Annotated in this window: 17 protein-coding genes; 10 read left to right on the top strand and 7 right to left on the bottom strand. The window is 65.5% G+C overall.

Annotated elements, in window-relative coordinates:
• The 7 genes from GXB81_RS20780 to GXB81_RS20810 all read left to right on the top strand — a co-directional run.
• The coding region (locus GXB81_RS20780) for a thiamine pyrophosphate-dependent enzyme (RefSeq protein WP_241016456.1) at window positions 1-619 on the top strand (619 nt) is incomplete at its 5' end.
• Complete coding sequence (locus GXB81_RS20785; RefSeq protein WP_205990214.1) at window positions 616-1,491, top strand: ABC transporter ATP-binding protein; 876 nt, start codon at window positions 616-618, stop codon at window positions 1,489-1,491. The genes GXB81_RS20780 and GXB81_RS20785, both read left to right, overlap by 4 nt.
• Window positions 1,488-2,324 (top strand): ABC transporter permease, encoded by an 837-nt coding sequence (locus GXB81_RS20790; protein ID WP_167283790.1) that lies wholly within the window; start codon window positions 1,488-1,490, stop codon window positions 2,322-2,324. The genes GXB81_RS20785 and GXB81_RS20790 overlap by 4 nt, the downstream gene beginning before the upstream one ends.
• A 5-nt stretch (window positions 2,325-2,329) precedes the next feature.
• Window positions 2,330-4,054, top strand: a complete 1,725-nt coding sequence (locus GXB81_RS20795) for a hypothetical protein (protein WP_205990215.1) — start codon at window positions 2,330-2,332, stop codon at window positions 4,052-4,054.
• Window positions 4,044-4,934, top strand: coding sequence for a hypothetical protein (locus GXB81_RS20800; RefSeq protein ID WP_205990216.1), 891 nt, complete (start codon window positions 4,044-4,046; stop codon window positions 4,932-4,934). The genes GXB81_RS20795 and GXB81_RS20800 overlap by 11 nt, the downstream gene beginning before the upstream one ends.
• A 23-nt stretch (window positions 4,935-4,957) precedes the next feature.
• Window positions 4,958-5,263 carry a hypothetical protein gene (locus GXB81_RS20805; protein WP_167041289.1) on the top strand — a complete coding sequence of 102 codons (306 nt, stop codon included), beginning with the start codon at window positions 4,958-4,960 and terminating at the stop codon, window positions 5,261-5,263.
• 134 nt (window positions 5,264-5,397) lie between these two features.
• Window positions 5,398-6,480, top strand: coding sequence for a porin (locus GXB81_RS20810; protein ID WP_167041292.1), 1,083 nt, complete (start codon window positions 5,398-5,400; stop codon window positions 6,478-6,480).
• A gap of 228 nt (window positions 6,481-6,708) precedes the next feature.
• On the opposite strand, the gene GXB81_RS20815 is transcribed toward GXB81_RS20810, so the two are convergent.
• Genes GXB81_RS20815 through GXB81_RS20835 form a run of 5 tightly spaced genes read right to left on the bottom strand, consistent with a single transcriptional unit; the run spans window position 6,709 to window position 11,945 of the window.
• On the bottom strand, window positions 6,709-8,370 hold the full coding sequence (locus GXB81_RS20815; protein WP_205990217.1) for an electron transfer flavoprotein-ubiquinone oxidoreductase: 1,662 nt from the start codon (window positions 8,368-8,370) through the stop codon (window positions 6,709-6,711).
• A gap of 29 nt (window positions 8,371-8,399) precedes the next feature.
• A complete protein-coding gene (locus tag GXB81_RS20820) occupies window positions 8,400-9,029 on the bottom strand; it encodes a HutD family protein (RefSeq protein ID WP_205990218.1) in 630 nt (209 codons plus the stop codon).
• On the bottom strand, window positions 9,026-9,955 hold the full coding sequence (locus tag GXB81_RS20825) for an FAD-binding protein (RefSeq protein WP_167041298.1): 930 nt from the start codon (window positions 9,953-9,955) through the stop codon (window positions 9,026-9,028). The genes GXB81_RS20820 and GXB81_RS20825 overlap by 4 nt, the downstream gene beginning before the upstream one ends.
• Window positions 9,952-10,725, bottom strand: coding sequence for an electron transfer flavoprotein subunit beta/FixA family protein (locus GXB81_RS20830; protein ID WP_205990225.1), 774 nt, complete (start codon window positions 10,723-10,725; stop codon window positions 9,952-9,954). Before GXB81_RS20830 ends, GXB81_RS20825 begins: the two co-directional genes overlap by 4 nt.
• Before the next feature lie 35 nt (window positions 10,726-10,760).
• Complete coding sequence (locus GXB81_RS20835; RefSeq protein WP_167283794.1) at window positions 10,761-11,945, bottom strand: FAD-binding oxidoreductase; 1,185 nt, start codon at window positions 11,943-11,945, stop codon at window positions 10,761-10,763.
• Window positions 11,946-12,151: 206 nt separating this feature from the next.
• On the opposite strand from GXB81_RS20835, the gene GXB81_RS20840 reads away from it, so the two are divergent.
• Together GXB81_RS20840 and hutG are read left to right on the top strand one after the other, a co-directional pair.
• A complete protein-coding gene (locus tag GXB81_RS20840; protein WP_167041304.1) occupies window positions 12,152-13,117 on the top strand; it encodes a LysR family transcriptional regulator in 966 nt (321 codons plus the stop codon).
• A 23-nt stretch (window positions 13,118-13,140) separates the two neighbouring features.
• A complete protein-coding gene (hutG, locus tag GXB81_RS20845; protein ID WP_167283795.1) occupies window positions 13,141-13,956 on the top strand; it encodes an N-formylglutamate deformylase in 816 nt (271 codons plus the stop codon).
• A gap of 180 nt (window positions 13,957-14,136) precedes the next feature.
• Here hutG and GXB81_RS20850 read toward each other — a convergent pair whose 3' ends face one another.
• Together GXB81_RS20850 and GXB81_RS20855 are read right to left on the bottom strand one after the other, a co-directional pair.
• On the bottom strand, window positions 14,137-14,853 hold the full coding sequence (locus GXB81_RS20850) for a GntR family transcriptional regulator (protein ID WP_167041310.1): 717 nt from the start codon (window positions 14,851-14,853) through the stop codon (window positions 14,137-14,139).
• 97 nt (window positions 14,854-14,950) lie between these two features.
• Complete coding sequence (locus GXB81_RS20855) at window positions 14,951-15,619, bottom strand: DUF4286 family protein (RefSeq protein WP_167041313.1); 669 nt, start codon at window positions 15,617-15,619, stop codon at window positions 14,951-14,953.
• A gap of 106 nt (window positions 15,620-15,725) precedes the next feature.
• Between GXB81_RS20855 and GXB81_RS20860 the strand changes: the two genes are divergently transcribed.
• Window positions 15,726-16,301, top strand: a complete 576-nt coding sequence (locus tag GXB81_RS20860; protein WP_167041316.1) for an amino acid synthesis family protein — start codon at window positions 15,726-15,728, stop codon at window positions 16,299-16,301.
• Window positions 16,302-16,308: the final 7 nt, after the last annotated feature.

Raw genomic sequence — 16,308 nt, forward strand, 5'->3', positions numbered from 1 at the left:
GCGTTACGCGCAGCGCACGACGCCGCGCGCGTTCGATGCGGGCGCGCCGCAGAACATGATCAGCCTCGAAGGCGTGTATCACGACATTCTGCGGCTGCTGCCGGAGCGCGCGAGCATCGCGAGCGATGCCGGCACGTTCGGCGGCTGGCTCATGCGCTACTACCGCTGGAAGCATCCGCGCACGCTGTTCGCGCCGACCGCGGGCGGCATGGGCTACGCGCTGCCGGCGGCGATCGGCGCCAAGATGGCGCGGCCCGACGAACCGGCGGTCTCGTTCTCCGGCGACGGCGGCTTCGCGATGACGATGAGCGAGCTGGAAACGGCGGTGCGTCTGCGCCTCAAGGGATTCGTCGCGCTCGTGTTCAACAATAACAACTACGGCACGATCACGATGCATCAGCGCCGGGAGTTTCCGGGCCGCGCCGTCGCGACGGAACTGGGCGCGATCGATTTCGCGATGCTCGCCGAGTCGATGGGCGCGCGAGGCTTCACCGCGCGCACCAATGCCGAATTCGCCGAGGCGTTCGCACGGGCGCTCGCGCACGACGGCCCCGCGTTGATCAACATTCTTTACAGCCCGGATCGGCTTTCGCCGTGGGCGGACGAGCGTGCATCATGAGCCAGACGTTGAAAATCGAAGAGGCGCGGCCGCTCGAACTGGTGACGGGGCAGCGTGCCAGTGCGCCGCAGGCGAACACTGCCGCAAACACCGCCGCGATCAACGTCGATCACGTGTTCAAGCGCTTCGGTTCGAAGAAGGGCGACGTGCAGGCCGTCAGCGACGCCTCGCTGACGATCGCGCGCGGCGAATTCGTCTCGATCGTCGGTCCGAGCGGCTGCGGCAAGAGCACGCTGCTCAATATGATCGCAGGCCTGATGCCGGTCAGCGACGGCCGCATCGAGGTGCTGGGCAAGCCCGTAAAGGGGCCCGTGCATGAACTCGGCGTGGTGTTCCAGCAGCACCTGCTGCTGCCGTGGCGCACGATCCTCAACAACGTGCTGCTGCAGATCGAAGTCCGCAATCTCAATCGCGCGGAGTATCTGCCGCGCGCGCAGCAACTGCTCAAGCGGGTGGGCCTCGGCGACTTCGCCGAGCGCTTCCCCGACGAACTGTCGGGCGGCATGAACCAGCGCGCGGCGATCGTGCGCGGCCTCATGCACGATCCCGGTGTGCTGCTGATGGACGAGCCGTTCGGCGCGCTCGACGCGATGACGCGCGACCAGATGTGCCTCGACTTCCACCAGCTGTCGCGCGAGCAGGGCAAGACGGTGCTGTTCATCACGCACTCGATCACCGAGGCGGTGTTCCTGTCGAACCGGGTCGTCGTGATGTCGCCGCGGCCCGGCCGCATCGAGGAGATCGTGCCGATCGAGCTGGCCGGCGAGCGGCACGTCGACATTCGCGACGAGGCGGAATTCACGCGCTATACGCGGCACATCCGCCGCATCTTCGAAAAAATGGGCGTATTGAAAGAGGAGCGCCGGTCATGAATCAGAGTTCGACATCGCAAGGCTCCGTGCGCCGTGTGTTCAGCGCGCTATGGGCCCGGTTTCCGGTGCTGATCGTGCTGGTCGCGATCGTCGCCGTGTGGGAAGCGGGCGTCGATATCGGCCACGTACCCTCGTATCTGCTGCCGCCGCCGAGCAGCATCTGGGTGTCGCTCGTCGATCATCGCGCCAATCTGCTCGCGCATATGTGGGTCACGCTGATCGAAACGCTGGCCGGCTTCGGCCTGAGCATCGCGATCGGCGTGCCGCTCGCGGCGCTGATCGTCTACTCGCGCGTATTCGACCGGATCGTCTATCCGATCCTGATCGCGTCGCAGTCGGTGCCGAAGGTCGCGCTCGCGCCGATCCTGCTGGTCGCGCTCGGCTACGGCATCCTGCCGAAGATCATCGTCGCGTTCCTGATCGCGTTCTTTCCGGTGGTCGTCAATACCGTCACCGGTCTCGCCTCGGTCGATCGCGATACGCTCAAGCTGATGCGCTCGATGGGCGCGACGAAGGCGGCCGTGTTCAGCAAGGTGCGCTTTCCGCATGCGGTGCCGAGCATGATCGCCGGGTTCAAGGTGGCGATTGCGCTGGCCGTGGTCGGCGCGGTGGTGGGCGAGTTCGTCGGCGGCCGGGCGGGGCTCGGCTACTACATGATGCTGGCGACCGGCAATTTCGACGCGCCGCTCGTGTTTGCCTGCGTCGTGGTGCTGACGCTGGTCGGCATCGTGCTGTTCTATGCGGTGGGTCTGCTCGAACTGCCGATGGCGCGCTGGAACCGCTCGGTGCGTATCGCGCGCGCCGCGGAAGCCGGCAGCGCATTCGGGATGTAACGGCAATGGCGAATCTCCCGGTTTCCTTGCCGTCCCGAGGCGCCGACCTGATGGAGCTGACGCACCTCGGTGCGATCTGGCCCACCAAGTTCAGCTTCGCGCATTCGTTCCTGCGCACGGTGTGCCGGATGGACTTCTCGTGCGAAATCAGCAAGCTGCGCCTCGACGATGCAGGCCGCGGCCACATCGCCTATCGGGCGCGGCTCGACGGACACACGATGACGTTCGTGGTGTTTTCCGACCCGCTGCCGGAGCATCAACAGCAGGACCGCATCATCGCGACGCGCTGGGACGCATGGGCGGCGCTCTTTATCGGCGAGCCGTCGGCCGGGGATATCGAGCAGTCGCGCGAGCAGATCCAGCAGGTGACGTGGGGGCGCGCCGCGCCGCGCACGCTCGCCTGGTCGCGGGCGAACCGCAGCGCGCGCCTGTTCGAGCATGTGGTGGCGTCGCTCGCGGCCGGACAGCAGCCCGATCCGCGCCAGTTGAACCAGATCGGTTATCTGATCCGCACCACCGGGTTTAGCGGCAATGGCCGCAACGGCATGCACGATTACGCGTATCTGCGCCAGATCGGCCATCCGTTGCAGGCGCCGTATCACGCGCAAATGATGGCGGCTTACCTGTGGCGCGAGTTCGGCTACGACCTCGCACTGCACCTCGCGCGCGTGCGCAATCCCGCCGCCGTGGATCTTTCCGACGAATCGCGGCGCTTCGTCGGCGTCGGCAACTCGTCGGGCATCGGGCTCGTGCCGTTCGTGGTCCGGCATCCGCGCCTGCTCGACCGCTGGATTGGCGCACGCGAACAGGCTCTGGCCGAGATGTACCGCGAGCGCTTCGAAGCGGACGATTCGCGTTGCGACGAGTTCGATCGTCAACTGGAGCGCGCCATCGAGTATTTCGCGCACGAGCCGACCGGCGACCTCGACGAGTTCGCGCCGAGCGAGGCGATTCATGCCGAGCTGCTCCAGGTGCGCGAGCAGTTCGCCCACTTGCGCGCCGGGTGGAAGGCCGGCGCGAGCCGCTCGAATCCGCTGGCCGAACTGCTCGTCAGCTGGCGGGGGCGTTGCTGCCTGGAGACCGGCGAGCTGCTGAACTCGTTGCTGCTCGAATGCCACGAAGGCGGCAACGTCGACGCGAATACGCTGCATGCCGACGAATCGCTGCCGTTCGATCCCACGCAGAAGGCCGGTGCGCTGAAGGACCTGATCGAGACGCATCTGGCCTGGGTGAGCCGTTTCACCGTGGAAGGCGAGCGGCCTTTTTTTTGGTACGCATCCGAGGAAAACATGGAGCCGCGGCGCGGCAGCCGCGACATCGACGAGGGCGAGCAATATGCGCTGCCCGTCGACGTGATGGGCCGTGTCGAAGAGCTGCTGTCCCGTCTGCGCGCCGTGCCGCCCGAGCAGACGCTCGGCCGCTTTCTGATCGCGCATCCGGACATGCGCTTCATGGTCGGCTGGGTCAGCACACTGGCGGATTCCCACTACGCGATTGCGCGCACGGATCTGCTCACGAAGGACTTTTCCCCGCTGCGCATCATGCGTTTCCAGCTGGCGACCTACGGCATGTTGAAGTTCCGCCCGCGTTCGCGCACGTGGCTGCGCGCGACGCTGTTCCAGGGCGCGGGGCTGCCTCGCGAGCTCGCGGCCGGCCATGCCGGCGACGGTTTGCTGCCGAGCGTGCCGCACGGCTACGAATTGACGGAGGAACCGCTTCTTGGAGAATGAACTGTTGTCGGCTTCGGTGCGCCTGTCCGGCAAAGAGGTGCCGGGCTTGGCCGTGCGCGTGCTCGGGACGGCATTGATGCCGTGGGGCGCGAGCGCCGGCGCGGCGGAGGCCGTCGAATTCGGCGAACTGGCGGGCTGGCGGCGCTTGAGCCGGCTCGCGCGCGAACTTGGTGCCTTCGATGCGTCGATGTGGCGCGCGCCCGATATCGTCGCCGAGCACGAAGACCATGCGCTATGCGAGGCGAACGGCGGCTCCGCGCTGTTCTTCGGCGCCGCGCTGGCCGACTGGCTGGGCGCCTGGGCGGCGCAAAGCGGGCGGGTCGTGGTCGCGCTGCGCAACGTTGCCCATGCCGCCGATCTGCATGCGATCCCGTACTGGCTCGCGCGGCGCGGATACGCGGGATGTGTCGCCACGGGCCTCGGGGTTGCGGCGGACGCGGGGCAGCGCGACGGAAGCGGGATCGTGTTCAGCGTGGCCAGTGCCGAAGGCGACGGCTGGCAGTATCGGGCCGCGCATGATCCGATGGCTGTGCCGGGTGCCGCCTGCTCGTTGCTGTCGGCGCTGAAGCACGGCGCGCCGCCGCGCGCGGTGTTCGACGCGTTGTTGCAAACCGGCGGCAATTCGCGCGAAGACGTGCGCGACTTCGCATGGCTGGAGGGGAACGATGCCGTCGTCGTTGCGGCGCCGGCGCGGAGCTTGAGCGGTTTTATCGGCGACGCCTGCGCGTACGCCATCGATTCGCAGCACCTGAGTGTGCTGAAGGCGCGGGCCATGGCCGAAGGGTGGCCGATCCCGCGTGACGAATGGGAGCGGTTGATGCGCTTCGCCGACCGAAGCCTGATTCGCACGTCCGAGCGTTCGCGCGAAGGCGCCGGTTAATTTCATCCAGACGGGACACAGTCATGAAGATAGTTGTCGTACATCATTTCGTCTTGCCGGGACAGCACGAGGCGGCGCACAGGCGAATCGGGGAAGTCACGCGGCGCATGGGTACCCGCGATGGCTTGATGTTCCGCCACGTCGGCGCACGCGCCGGCATGCCGGACTGCCTGACCTCGGTCACGGGCTGGCGCAGCGAAAGCGATTGCGCCGGGTGGGAAGCGTACCGGGATTCGCTGCCGCCGATCGGCGGCGACAACCCGTATTCGAAGGTCGAGGAACTGGCGGTGATCGTTCCTTCGTCCGATGAAAAGGGCGCGGCCGGTTGAGGCAAGGGGTGCGGCTGTCGCGCCCCGGTTTCGTCTTATTTAATCAGGATGTCGAATCTGTTGGTGGGGATGTGAAGTAGGTGGTACAGGTTTCATGAAAAAATTCTTACAATATAAATTGGTTAGGAGGTCAAATGAAGAAGGCATGGATGTTGATCGCGCTTCTCGCTGCATCGGATTACGCATCGGCTCAAAGCTCGGTGACGTTGTTCGGTCAGATCGACGAGGCAATCGCCTACATTAACAATGCGGGCGGCGGCGCTTCGGTGCGCATGCGCAGCGGCACGTGGGTGGGTTCCCAGTGGGGGCTGACCGGCAACGAAGACCTGGGCGGCGGATACCGGGCTTTCTTCCGCCTCGAAAACGGTTTTGATCTGAATACCGGCAAACTCGGGCAGAACGGCCGGCAATTCGGCCGTCAATCGTATCTGGGGCTCGGCACGCCCTACGGTAATCTGACGTTCGGCCGCCAGTACGACATGGTGGTCGATTATGTCGGCCCGATCATGGCGAACGGACGGGGCAGCGCGCCGGCCTACGACATCGACAATACGGGCAATGACTGGCAGACCAGCAACTCCGTCAAGTATACGACGCCGACTTTCCACGGATTTTCCGCCGGCGCGCTGTATGCGTTCGGCGGCGTGCCGGGTCAGTTCTCGACCAACAGCGTGGTGAGCGCGGGCGCGGGCTATACGGGCGGTCCGTTGCAGGTCGGCGCGGCGTATACGTCGGTGCGCAATCCGTATGCGACGTGGTTCGACAGTACCGGTGCGTCCAATATCCTGATCTTTGGCGCTTATCTGCCGAACGCGCGTGCCCTCAACATTGCGGCAGGCGGCGTTTCATATAAGTTCGGCAATTTGATCGGCCGTGTCGGGATGTCGCATTCCGATCTGACCCAATCGATCAACGGCGCGGACGCCCAGTTCAATATCTATATGGCGCAGGCCGACTACTGGATGCGCTCGGATATCCGGCTCGGCGCGGCGGTGGACCTCGTGTACGGGAACATCGGCTCGCTGGGCCAGCATCCGCGCTATCAGCAGTACAACCTGGTCGCCGATTACTATCTGTCGAAGCGCACCGATCTTTATATGTGGGCGATCTACGGCACGGCGGGCGGTGACGCGACGCGCATGCAGATCGGGCAGTTGCCGGCGTCGACGACGAATAAGCAGTTCAACATCAACTTCGGTATCCGGCATCGCTTCTAGGACGCTCGGCATCGAAGACGGCGTCGCCGCCGAGGTTCGTGCGGCGGCGCTGTCATGAGCGCTGGGAGTGCGATTGGATCTGGTGCAAACCGGTGCCCGTGCGGAACGGAGCAGGGCCATGACGAGGCGACGTGCTGCCGCGCGCTGCGAGTTCAGGCAGCGCGCGGCAGCACGAGCTATTTGCGTGGCACGATCGATCCTGCTCTCCCGTTTCAGGAGAGCGGCTGGTTACATATTCGGGTAGTTCGGCCCGCCGCCACCTTCCGGCGTGACCCACACGATGTTCTGCGTCGGGTCCTTGATATCGCAGGTCTTGCAGTGCACGCAGTTCTGCGCATTGATGACGAGCCGCTCGTTACCTTCATCGTTCTTGACGAATTCATACACGCCAGCGGGGCAGTAGCGCGACTCCGGACCCGCATAGGTCTGCCAGTTCACGTTGACCGGCACGGTCGGGTCTTTCAGCGTCAGATGCGCAGGCTGGTTCTCTTCGTGATTCGTGTTCGAAATGAATACCGACGAAAGCCGGTCGAACGTGAGCTTGCCATCGGGTTTCGGATACGTGATCGGCTTGCACTGCGATGCCGGTTTCAGCATCTCGTGATCCCAATGCTGGTGATGCAGCGTCCACGGTACATTGCCGCCCAGCAGCTTCTGCTCGATGCCGACCATCAGCGTGCCGAGGTACAGGCCCTTGCTCATCCACTGCTTGAAGTTGCGTGCGCGATACAGTTCGGTGTGAAGCCATGAGGTCTTGAAGGCTTCCGGATACGCAGTCAGTTCGTCAGCCTGGCGGCCGGCCTGCACGGCGTCGAAGGCCGCGTCGGCCGCGAGCATGCCGGTCTTGATCGCCGCGTGCGAACCCTTGATACGCGAGACGTTGAGGAAACCCGCATCGTCGCCGACCAGCGCACCGCCTGGGAACACCAGCTTCGGCAGCGACATCAGGCCACCCGCCGTAATCGCCCGCGCACCGTACGACACGCGCTTGCCGCCTTCGAGAATCGCGCGGATCGCCGGGTGCGTCTTGTAGCGCTGGAATTCCTCGAACGGAGACAGGTACGGATTCGAATAACCGAGGCCGACCACGAAGCCCACCACGATCTGGTTGTTGTCCAGGTGATAAAGGAACGAGCCGCCGTACGTATCGTTTTCGAGCGGCCAGCCGGCTGTATGCATCACGAGGCCCGGCTTGTGCTTCGCGGGATCGATTTCCCACAGTTCCTTGATGCCGATGCCGTAGACCTGAGGATCGACGCCGTCGCGCAGTTTGAACTTCTCGTTCAGCTGACGGCCGAGATGTCCGCGCGCGCCCTCGCAGAACAGTGTGTACTTCGCGTGCAGTTCCATGCCGAGCTGGAAATTTTCGGTCGGCTCGCCGTCCTTGCCGATGCCGAGGTTCCCGGTCGCGACGCCCTTAACGGAGCCGTCTTCGTTATAGAGCACTTCGGCGGCGGGAAAACCCGGGAAAATTTCGACGCCGAGCGCCTCGGCCTGCTGACCCAGCCAGCGCGTCACGTTCGCGAGCGAAATGACGTAGTTGCCGTGGTTTTTGAAGTTATCCGGCAGCGCCCAGTTGGGCACGGCCTTCGCGCCGGTTGCGGTGAGGAACAGGAAGCGGTCCTCGGTGACGGGAACGTCCAGCGGCGCGCCTTTGTCCTTCCAGTCGGGGATCAGTTCGGTGATGGCGCGCGGGTCCATGACCGCGCCCGAGAGGATATGCGCCCCGATCTCCGAGCCTTTTTCGAGTACGCACACGCCAAGCTCGACGCCCTGCGCGGCGGCGCGCTGCTTCAGGCGGATCGCCGCCGACAGCCCGGCCGGGCCGCCGCCGACGATCACCACGTCGTATTCCATCGACTCGCGCGGGCCGAATTGCGAAGTAAGCATAGGTCAGGTCGCGACGTCAGATCGCGCAATTAGAGGGAGAGGGGAGCGATGGTAATCGAGATCAATTCAGCGCCGGCGCCGAGGGGGACGAGATCGAGCGGTTCGCGTGAACGCTCGATGAGAATGCCTTGCAGCGGACCGAGCAAGACGCCGTCGAGCATCCCGCCGCGCACGCTCCACTGACCGGACAGGCCGATCAGCAACCGGATCGGCGCCGCCGCGATGCTCGACGAACCGGACAGCACGCTGACGGACGAACCACAGCGGCCACGGCGCGTCATCACGTTCAGCGCGTTGACGGGCGCCGTGGAGAGCGTGCTCCACAGATCGAGGTCGCCGGAGAAATGCACGGGCTGGCCACGCTGCGCGTCGATGCGGACCTCTTGCGAGCGCAGCTTCACCGCACCCTCGTCGAGCAGCACGAAGGTGCGCTCGAAGCCGGCGAACTGCGAGAACCTCGCGGACGTGTTCAGCGTTGCGAGGCTCACGCGCCAGTCCGTGTCCTCGCCGTGTCCGGCGGCGCTGCCGCGAGCAATGGTGCGGGTGATGCCGTTGCCGTTCGCCCACGGCTCCGCCTGCAACTGGGCGTACTCGAAGCGGCGCACGGCAACCTGAGCGGCGCTGGCCGCGGAAGAGGGCGCAGCCGCTTCAGGCTTCATCGCGCGGCTCCGGCATGCCGCTCCAGTTCGCCCAGCACCTCGAACAGATCGCCGACGAGCCCGATATCGGCAACAGAAAAGATCGGCGCATCCGGGTCCTTGTTGATCGCGACGATCACTTTCGAGTCCTTCATGCCGGCGAGGTGCTGGATCGCGCCGGAAATACCGAACGCGAAATACACATCGGGTGCGACGGTCTTGCCGGTTTGGCCGACCTGCGCGGCATTGGAAACATAGCCCGCGTCGACGGCCGCGCGCGAGGCGCCGAGCGCCGCGCCGATCTGTGCGGCGAAGTGTCCGAGCCGCTCCATGTTTTCCTGCGAGCCGAGACCACGGCCACCCGACACCACGATGCGCGCCGAAGCGAGGTCCTGGCCGGACTGGTTGGCGGTGTGCCGTTCGACGAGACGGGTTTTCGCAAAGCTGTCGAGCACGGGCAGCACGACGATGTCCGCTGCCTGTTCGCCCGAGCCGGCAGCGGGCCAGGACGAGGCGCGGAACGTGGCGAACGTCGTGGCGGCTGCCGTGCTGACGTTCGACACGACGCTGCCCGCATAGAGTCCGCGCACGAACTGGTTCGCGCCTGCAACCGCCGTGATGTCGGACAGAAACGCGCCGCCGGCACGCGCGGCCGCGCGCGGCAACGCGCTGCGCCCGAGCGTGCGATGGGCCGCGGCGATCAGCGAATAGTCGCTCGCGAGAAGCGCGAGCCGTGCGGCGAGCGTTTCGGGCGCGATGTCCACCGAAGCGGCGGCCGCGACCAGGACGCGCGAGATTCCGGCGACGCGCGCGGCAGACTCCGCCGCGCTCGCGTCGAGCACCAGCAGATCGACCGGCAGACCGCGCTCGCTGGCGGCCGATACGGTTCGAAGCGCGGCATCCGCGACCTGACCGTTTTCCGTCTCTGCAAGGACGAGCGTTCTCATGCGGCGACTCCCGTGTTTCCGAATACGTTGCGTGCCGCGAGCGCGTCGATCAGCGCGGTGGTGGTCGGCACCTGGATGCCGGCCTTGCGCGCGGGCGGTTCGCTCAGCGCGTCGATGCGCGCGAGCGGTGCCGGCTCCACGCCGAGCGTGCGATAGCCGAGGATCTCCAGCGGCTTCTGCTTCGCCTTGACGATGTTCGGCAGCGTGACGCGGCGCGGTTCCGCGAGCCGCAGGTCCGCGCTTACCACGCACGGGCCGCCCAGTTCCCAGGTTGCGGTGCCGCTGTCGTCACCGCAGGTCACGCGCCAGCCCTCGGCCGTGGCGTCGAGCGCGCTCGCGTCGAGCCCTTGCGGCCAGTCGAGCAGGCCGGCCAGCATCGCGGCGACGCCGCCGATGTCGTCGTCGATCGCCTGCTTGCCGCAGAGCACGAGACCGTAGTCGTGGGTCGCCAGATAAGCGTGCAGCAGCCGTGCGACGCCGAGCGAATCGAGTGCGGGTGTCGCCTCGGCCGTGTCGATCAGCACCGCGTCGTTCGCGCCCATCGCGAGTGCGGTGCGCAGCACGTCCTGGCTTGTCGCGAGGCCGCAGGTCAAAACGGTGACGTGCGTTGCCACGCCGGCTTCGCGCAGTTGCAGCGCCTTCTCCAGCGCGCATTCGTCGAACGGATTGAGCGACATCTTGAGGCCCGTCGTATCGACGGCGCCGCTGGCATTGACGCGTACGCGCACGTTGGGATCGACGACGCGTTTGACGGGAACCAGAATCCTGATAGCCATGTAGGTGTTCTCCGGGAAATCAGGGTAAGTCAGGACACGGCGCCCGAGCCGTACTTGCCGACCAGCAGCGCGCCGCTTTCGAAGCGGCTCAGCGCGTAAGGGGCGAGCGAGACGTCGGTGGGCAGACCGAGCGCATGCTGCGCGAGCAGCTTGCCGACGCCTGGCGAAAGCTTGAAGCCGTGTCCGGAAAAACCGAAGCCGACGGTCAGCCCTTCGATATCGGCAACCGGTCCGAGCACGGGGTTCCAGTCGGGCGTCACGTCATAGACGCCGGTCCACGACGAGGCGAGGCCCGCCGTCTCGTAGGCCGGGAAGCGCTCGGCCACCTGCGCGCCGACTTCGGCGACGTAGTCGAGCGAGATATCGCCCTGTTCGGTTTCGGGTGCGTTCAGCGTTTCGCCGACCACGCCTTCGGACACCAGCATCTGTTTGCCGCCATAGCTGCGGTAATAGAGCATGCCCGGCGAGGCGAGGTCCTTGAAGGCCGGCATCGCGAACGTGTATTCGGCCTCGCATTCGAGCGCCAGCACCGTATGGCGCTCGGGCTTGACCGGCAGCGTCACGCCGATCCAGCCGGCCAGCTCCGGCGTCCAGATGTTCTGCGTGCTGACGAGCGTGCCGCAGCTGAAGGTGCCGGCCGTCGTCTCGACGCCGGTGATCCGGCGGCCGTCGCGAATCACGCCGGTCACGCGCGTGTTCTCCATGATCTTGACGCCGCGCTTGCGGGCCGAGCGGGCGAAGCTGGTCGCGACGAGGTAGGCGTCGGCAAAGCCGGCTTCGGGCTCGAAGCCGATCAGCGCGGCATCGTCGAAGCGGGCAATCGGCATGCGCTCGCGCGCTTCGTCGCGCGACAGCAACTGGACCTCGATACCCATGTCCTGCTGCGCGCGCAGCGACGCGCCCAGCGGTTCGAGCTTGTCGCCTTCGGGCGCGCAGATCATGTAGCCGCACTTGACGAGGCCGCACGAGGCCTCTTCGTCGCCCACGTATTCGGCGAAATTGTTGAAGGCCCACCACGACGCGCGGGCCAGCTCGACGTTCTGGCGCACGGAGTAGTGCGTGCGCAGCAGCCCCGACGACTGCGAGGTCGTGCCCGCGCCGATGGTGCCCTGTTCGAGCACGAGCACGCTCTTTGCGCCGAGCGCGGCAAGGTGATGAGCGACCGATGCGCCGACTACGCCCGCGCCGATCACGACAAAATCATAGTGGCTCATGTGGACTCTCCGAAATGGCAATGGGCGGATTGTAGGGACGAGCCGCGGCAGACGATTTTTTATTAGATAAACTAATGAGGCCCCCGTATTGGTGCTGATGAAACTGACGCCACGGGCGGGTACAGGCACCATGGCGCTTTCTCGCCGATCGTCGATCAACGATCGCGAGGGGGCAGGCTGGTGGAGACGAACCACAGGATGAGGCAATGGGACGGACACAGGCTCCGATCGATCTGCGGGCGCTACAGGCGTTTATCGCCGTCTGCGAAACCGGCTCGATGACCGCGGCGGCGAGGCAGCTCGGCGTGACGCAAAGCGCGATCAGCCAGGCGATCTCGGCATTGGAGCGCGACCAGGGCCTCGTGCTGTTCGATCGCGACAGCCGGCCGCCGCGCCCCAATCTGGCCGGGCGCGCGCTGCTCGAACTGGCCGGTCCGCTGCTGGAGCATGCGCAGACCGTGAGCGCGCGCATCGGCGACGCGGCGCAGGTGGGCAAGCTGCCGGTGCGCCTCGGCTGCGTCGATTCGTTCGCGGCGACGGTGGGGCCGGAGCTGATCCGCGCCGTGTCCGGCACGCCGCGGCAGATTTCGTTGTGGTCGGGGCTCACCCCGGGGCTGAGCCGGATGCTGCACGATCATGAACTCGATATGGTGGTCTGCACGCAGACCACGCTCGACGATGCGCGCATCGTCGAAGTGCCGCTGTTTTCCGAGGCCTTTGTTGCGGTCGTCGCGAAAAGCTATCTGCATGAGCGGCGCGACGCGGACTGGCGCAGCCTCGCGCACGATCTGCCGCTGATCCGCTATACCCGGCGCTCCGTGATCGGCCAGCAGGTCGAGCGGTTCGCCCGACATCTCGGCATCGTGAGCCCGCAACGCTACGAATTCGACGCGACCGATCCGCTCCTGAGCCTCGTGACCGCGCGGCTCGGCTTTGCGATCTCCACGCCGCTGTGCCTCTGGCAGGCGCGCCACTATCTGAACGACATCGCGGTGCTGCCGTTGCCGGCCAGCCGGCTCGGGCGGCGCGATTTTTTTCTGCTGCACCGCGAGGGCGCGTGGGGCGACTTTGCCGCCGACATCGTCGCGCTCACGCGATCGGTGCTCGACCATTCGATTTGTCCGGCTTTGGCGCAGGCTTTGCCGGAACTGCCGGCCGACGCCGTGCAGTGATCCATCACGACAGGAGTTTGACGATGAACGAGTTGTATTCGCTCGAGCGCGGCGACGCGCCGCTGCTGGTTTCGATTCCGCACCTCGGGACGCAGATTCCCGACACGCTGCGCCCTCTGTATTCCGACGCGGCGCTGACGCTGGCCGACACCGACTGGCATCTGGACCGGCTCTACGCGTTCGTGCGCGAGATGGGGGCGACCTTGCTCGGCGCGAAAGTGTCGCGCTATGTGATCGACCTGAACCGGCCGCCGAACGACGAGAGCCTGTATCCGGGACAGACGACGACTGGCCTGTACCCGACCGAAACGTTTCATGGCGAAGCGGTGTATCGCCCGGGCTGCGAACCGGATGCGGCGGAGAAGCAGCGCCGCGTGGAGACCTGCTGGCGTCCTTATCACGCCGCGCTTGCGGAGGAGCTGGCGCGTCTGCGCGCGCTGCATCCCCATGTGCTGCTGTGGGAAGCGCATTCGATCGCGAGCGTGTTGCCGAGGCTTTTCGAAAACAAGCTGCCCGATCTGAATCTGGGTACCCAGGACGGACGCACCGCGGCGCCGGCGCTTCAGGCCGCAGCCGAAGCTGGCGCCGCGGCGGGCGAATTCACGTGGATTGCGAACGGGCGCTTCAAGGGCGGCTACATCACGCGTCACTTCGGTGCGCCGCAGCAAGGCATTCACGCGATCCAGCTCGAGATGTGCCAGTCGACCTATATGGACGAAGCGGCGCCGTTTGCCTATCTGCCCGAGCGCGCGGAGCGGGTTCAGCCGACGCTGCGGCGCATGGTGGGCGGCGCGCTCGACGCGCTCAGGACGCTGCCGGCGCCTCGCGTGCCCGAATGAACCCGTTCGCCTTATTCGCGTGCGCCAGGTGTCCCGATGGGTGCGCGCACAGGGCGGCGGAATAAGGCGAGATGAGCGAGATAAGGCCCGAGGCCAAGACGCTGCCGGCCTCGATGAGCGAACGCTTTTCGGGCGTCACGAATGGCGGGAGTCGCTTCCGCTATCAGGACTTGCCCGATCTCACGCGGCGACCGAACGTGACCGCGTGCGCGCACGCGGTTTTTCGATTGCCGGTTTCGTCACTTCTTCGGGATGAAGCGCCGCCTGCTGCGCCGCAAGAATATGAGCCTCGGCCGCGGCTCGGGCGGCGACCGGGTCGCGCGCCTTGACGGCGTCGCGGATGCTATGCATTTCGAGCAGGCTGAATCTCGCGCGGCCAGGATTCGCCATCGACTTCGCGCGCAGCAGATTGATGCGCGCAAACAGCGATTCCAGAAATTCGCGAATGATGTGGTTGCCGCAGCCGAGCAGAATCACGTCGTAGAACTCGCCGGTCGACTTCAGCCGATCGAGCGCATTGTCGTTATTGACGGCTTCCTGGAATTGCGCGAGCGCCCGGTCGAGGGCGGCGACCTGCTCGTCGGTGGCCGACTGAGCCAGAAGCGCGGCCGCTTCGCCTTCGAGCAGCTTGCGCACGTGATAGATCTCCACCGACTCCTGGATGGAGATCGTCGCCACCGAAGGCCCGCGGTTCGGCGCGTTGTGAACGAGACGCTCGGATTCGAGCCGCCGCAACGCTTCACGCAGCGTCGTGCGGCTCACGCCCATCGTTTCCGCGAGCGTCGTTTCGACGAGCCGCTCGCCCGGCGCGAGTTGCCCTTGCATGATGGCTTCCCGCAACTTCGACGTGGTCTGAAACAGCACGGTCTGCGGTGTGACTTTCAGATCCACAGCCATAACGTCCCCTTCCCTTGATCTTTTCAGTTTGTAATGCGGCGGCCGGCCAGCGGAGCGCCGCGCGAGGCGCGCGCTCCGGATGCCCGGCCCGTGCCGCTTACCCTTGCGCGAGGAAGCGTTGACCGATTTTTTCGAAGACGCAGTAATGGCCCTTGAACCACTCTTCCGCCGCGAGGCGGGCGCGCCACGGCGTGCCACGCGCTTTTTCCCGCGCGTCCGACTCAAGTGCTTCCCGCTTTGCCAGATAGTGTAGAGCAAGATGGGTGAAGCGTTGAGGGTCTCCGTCGACGATATCGAAGCGCCGCACGGCAAGCCAGTCCTCGCATTCGAGCAGCGCCGGGATGTGGTCCTGTTCATACCAGCGATTGAATTCGTCGCTGCGCGCCTCGGGCACGGTGAAGAACACGGCGTAGACGAACTGCGCGTCGAACGGCGAGCTCGCGCGCGCGCCGTCCTGATGCCAGTAGCCGATTTCCTCGCCGATGTAGCGGGTGAAATCCGACACGCCGCCGAGCATGCGCCGCGAGCGCTCGCCCGGATTGCCCTTGATCTCCTTGTACTGCGGAGTCGAGAGCGCATCCCTCGATTCCATCTCGTAGATGGCGAGGTAGGCCGGCCCGTCGACATTGCGGTAGCGCTGCGCCGACGTGAAGCCCGGCGCCTTCATACGCGCCGGAATGTGCTCCGTGTCGTACCAGTCGTTGAAGTCTTGCTCCCAGCTTGCGTCGGGAGTCATTTCCGAAAACAGCACCGTGCGACGGCTCATCTCGATCTCCTCTCAAAAAAAGTTGTTGACTGGATTGTACGACAATCGTATTGTTTGTCAAACCGATACTTTTAACCGCCGGACTACCGGCCCTGGAGTCTCCGATATGAAGCTGCAAGTCAAGTCCCTCTACACGTACGTTCAGCACCAACCGGCACCGGCGAATGCCGAAGATCAACGTCCGCTGCACAAGGTTGCGGTCATCGCCGTCGTCAAGAATCCGTATGCTGGCGAGTTCCGCAACGACCTCTCCGAAATGATCGAGGCCAGCGTCGAACTGGGCGAAAAACTGGCTCAACTCGCGAAGGACGCGATGGGCCCGTACGAAGTCGAGAGCTACGGCAAGGGCGGCATCGTCGGCACCGCCGGCGAACAGGAACACGCGAACGCGCTGCTGACGAGCGCATTCGCCGAGCCGATCCGCGCGGCCGTCGGCGGCAAGGCATGGATTCCCTCGTACACGAAGGTGGCTCCGGCTGGCGTCGCGATCGACGTGCCGCTCGCCTACAAGGATGCGCTCTATGTGCGTTCGCACTATGACGGCATGACCGTTGCGATCCCGGAAGGCCCGCTGCCCGACGAAGTCGCCGTGATCTTCTGCCTCGCGAACCGCGGCCGTCTGACCGCTCGCGTGGGCGGCCTGAAGGTGTCCGAAGCAGTCGGCGAAGACGGTCTCGTCTAAACAATTT

Source organism: Paraburkholderia sp. Ac-20336 (genome assembly GCF_017105025.1).
Classification (GTDB): domain Bacteria; phylum Pseudomonadota; class Gammaproteobacteria; order Burkholderiales; family Burkholderiaceae; genus Paraburkholderia.

Bases quoted from the DNA above. Each gene is read 5' to 3' on its own strand.
- hutG (WP_167283795.1), top strand. From the start codon at position 13,141: ATGAACGAGTTGTATTCGCTCGAGCGCGGCGACGCGCCGCTGCTGGTT.
- GXB81_RS20805 (WP_167041289.1), top strand. From the start codon at position 4,958: ATGAAGATAGTTGTCGTACATCATTTCGTCTTGCCGGGACAGCACGAG.
- GXB81_RS20795 (WP_205990215.1), top strand. From the start codon at position 2,330: ATGGCGAATCTCCCGGTTTCCTTGCCGTCCCGAGGCGCCGACCTGATG.
- GXB81_RS20860 (WP_167041316.1), top strand. From the start codon at position 15,726: ATGAAGCTGCAAGTCAAGTCCCTCTACACGTACGTTCAGCACCAACCG.
- GXB81_RS20825 (WP_167041298.1), bottom strand. From the start codon at position 9,955: ATGAGAACGCTCGTCCTTGCAGAGACGGAAAACGGTCAGGTCGCGGAT.
- GXB81_RS20815 (WP_205990217.1), bottom strand. From the start codon at position 8,370: ATGCTTACTTCGCAATTCGGCCCGCGCGAGTCGATGGAATACGACGTG.
- GXB81_RS20785 (WP_205990214.1), top strand. From the start codon at position 616: ATGAGCCAGACGTTGAAAATCGAAGAGGCGCGGCCGCTCGAACTGGTG.
- GXB81_RS20790 (WP_167283790.1), top strand. From the start codon at position 1,488: ATGAATCAGAGTTCGACATCGCAAGGCTCCGTGCGCCGTGTGTTCAGC.
- GXB81_RS20810 (WP_167041292.1), top strand. From the start codon at position 5,398: ATGAAGAAGGCATGGATGTTGATCGCGCTTCTCGCTGCATCGGATTAC.
- GXB81_RS20855 (WP_167041313.1), bottom strand. From the start codon at position 15,619: ATGAGCCGTCGCACGGTGCTGTTTTCGGAAATGACTCCCGACGCAAGC.
- GXB81_RS20850 (WP_167041310.1), bottom strand. From the start codon at position 14,853: ATGGCTGTGGATCTGAAAGTCACACCGCAGACCGTGCTGTTTCAGACC.
- GXB81_RS20840 (WP_167041304.1), top strand. From the start codon at position 12,152: ATGGGACGGACACAGGCTCCGATCGATCTGCGGGCGCTACAGGCGTTT.
- GXB81_RS20820 (WP_205990218.1), bottom strand. From the start codon at position 9,029: ATGAAGCCTGAAGCGGCTGCGCCCTCTTCCGCGGCCAGCGCCGCTCAG.
- GXB81_RS20835 (WP_167283794.1), bottom strand. From the start codon at position 11,945: ATGAGCCACTATGATTTTGTCGTGATCGGCGCGGGCGTAGTCGGCGCA.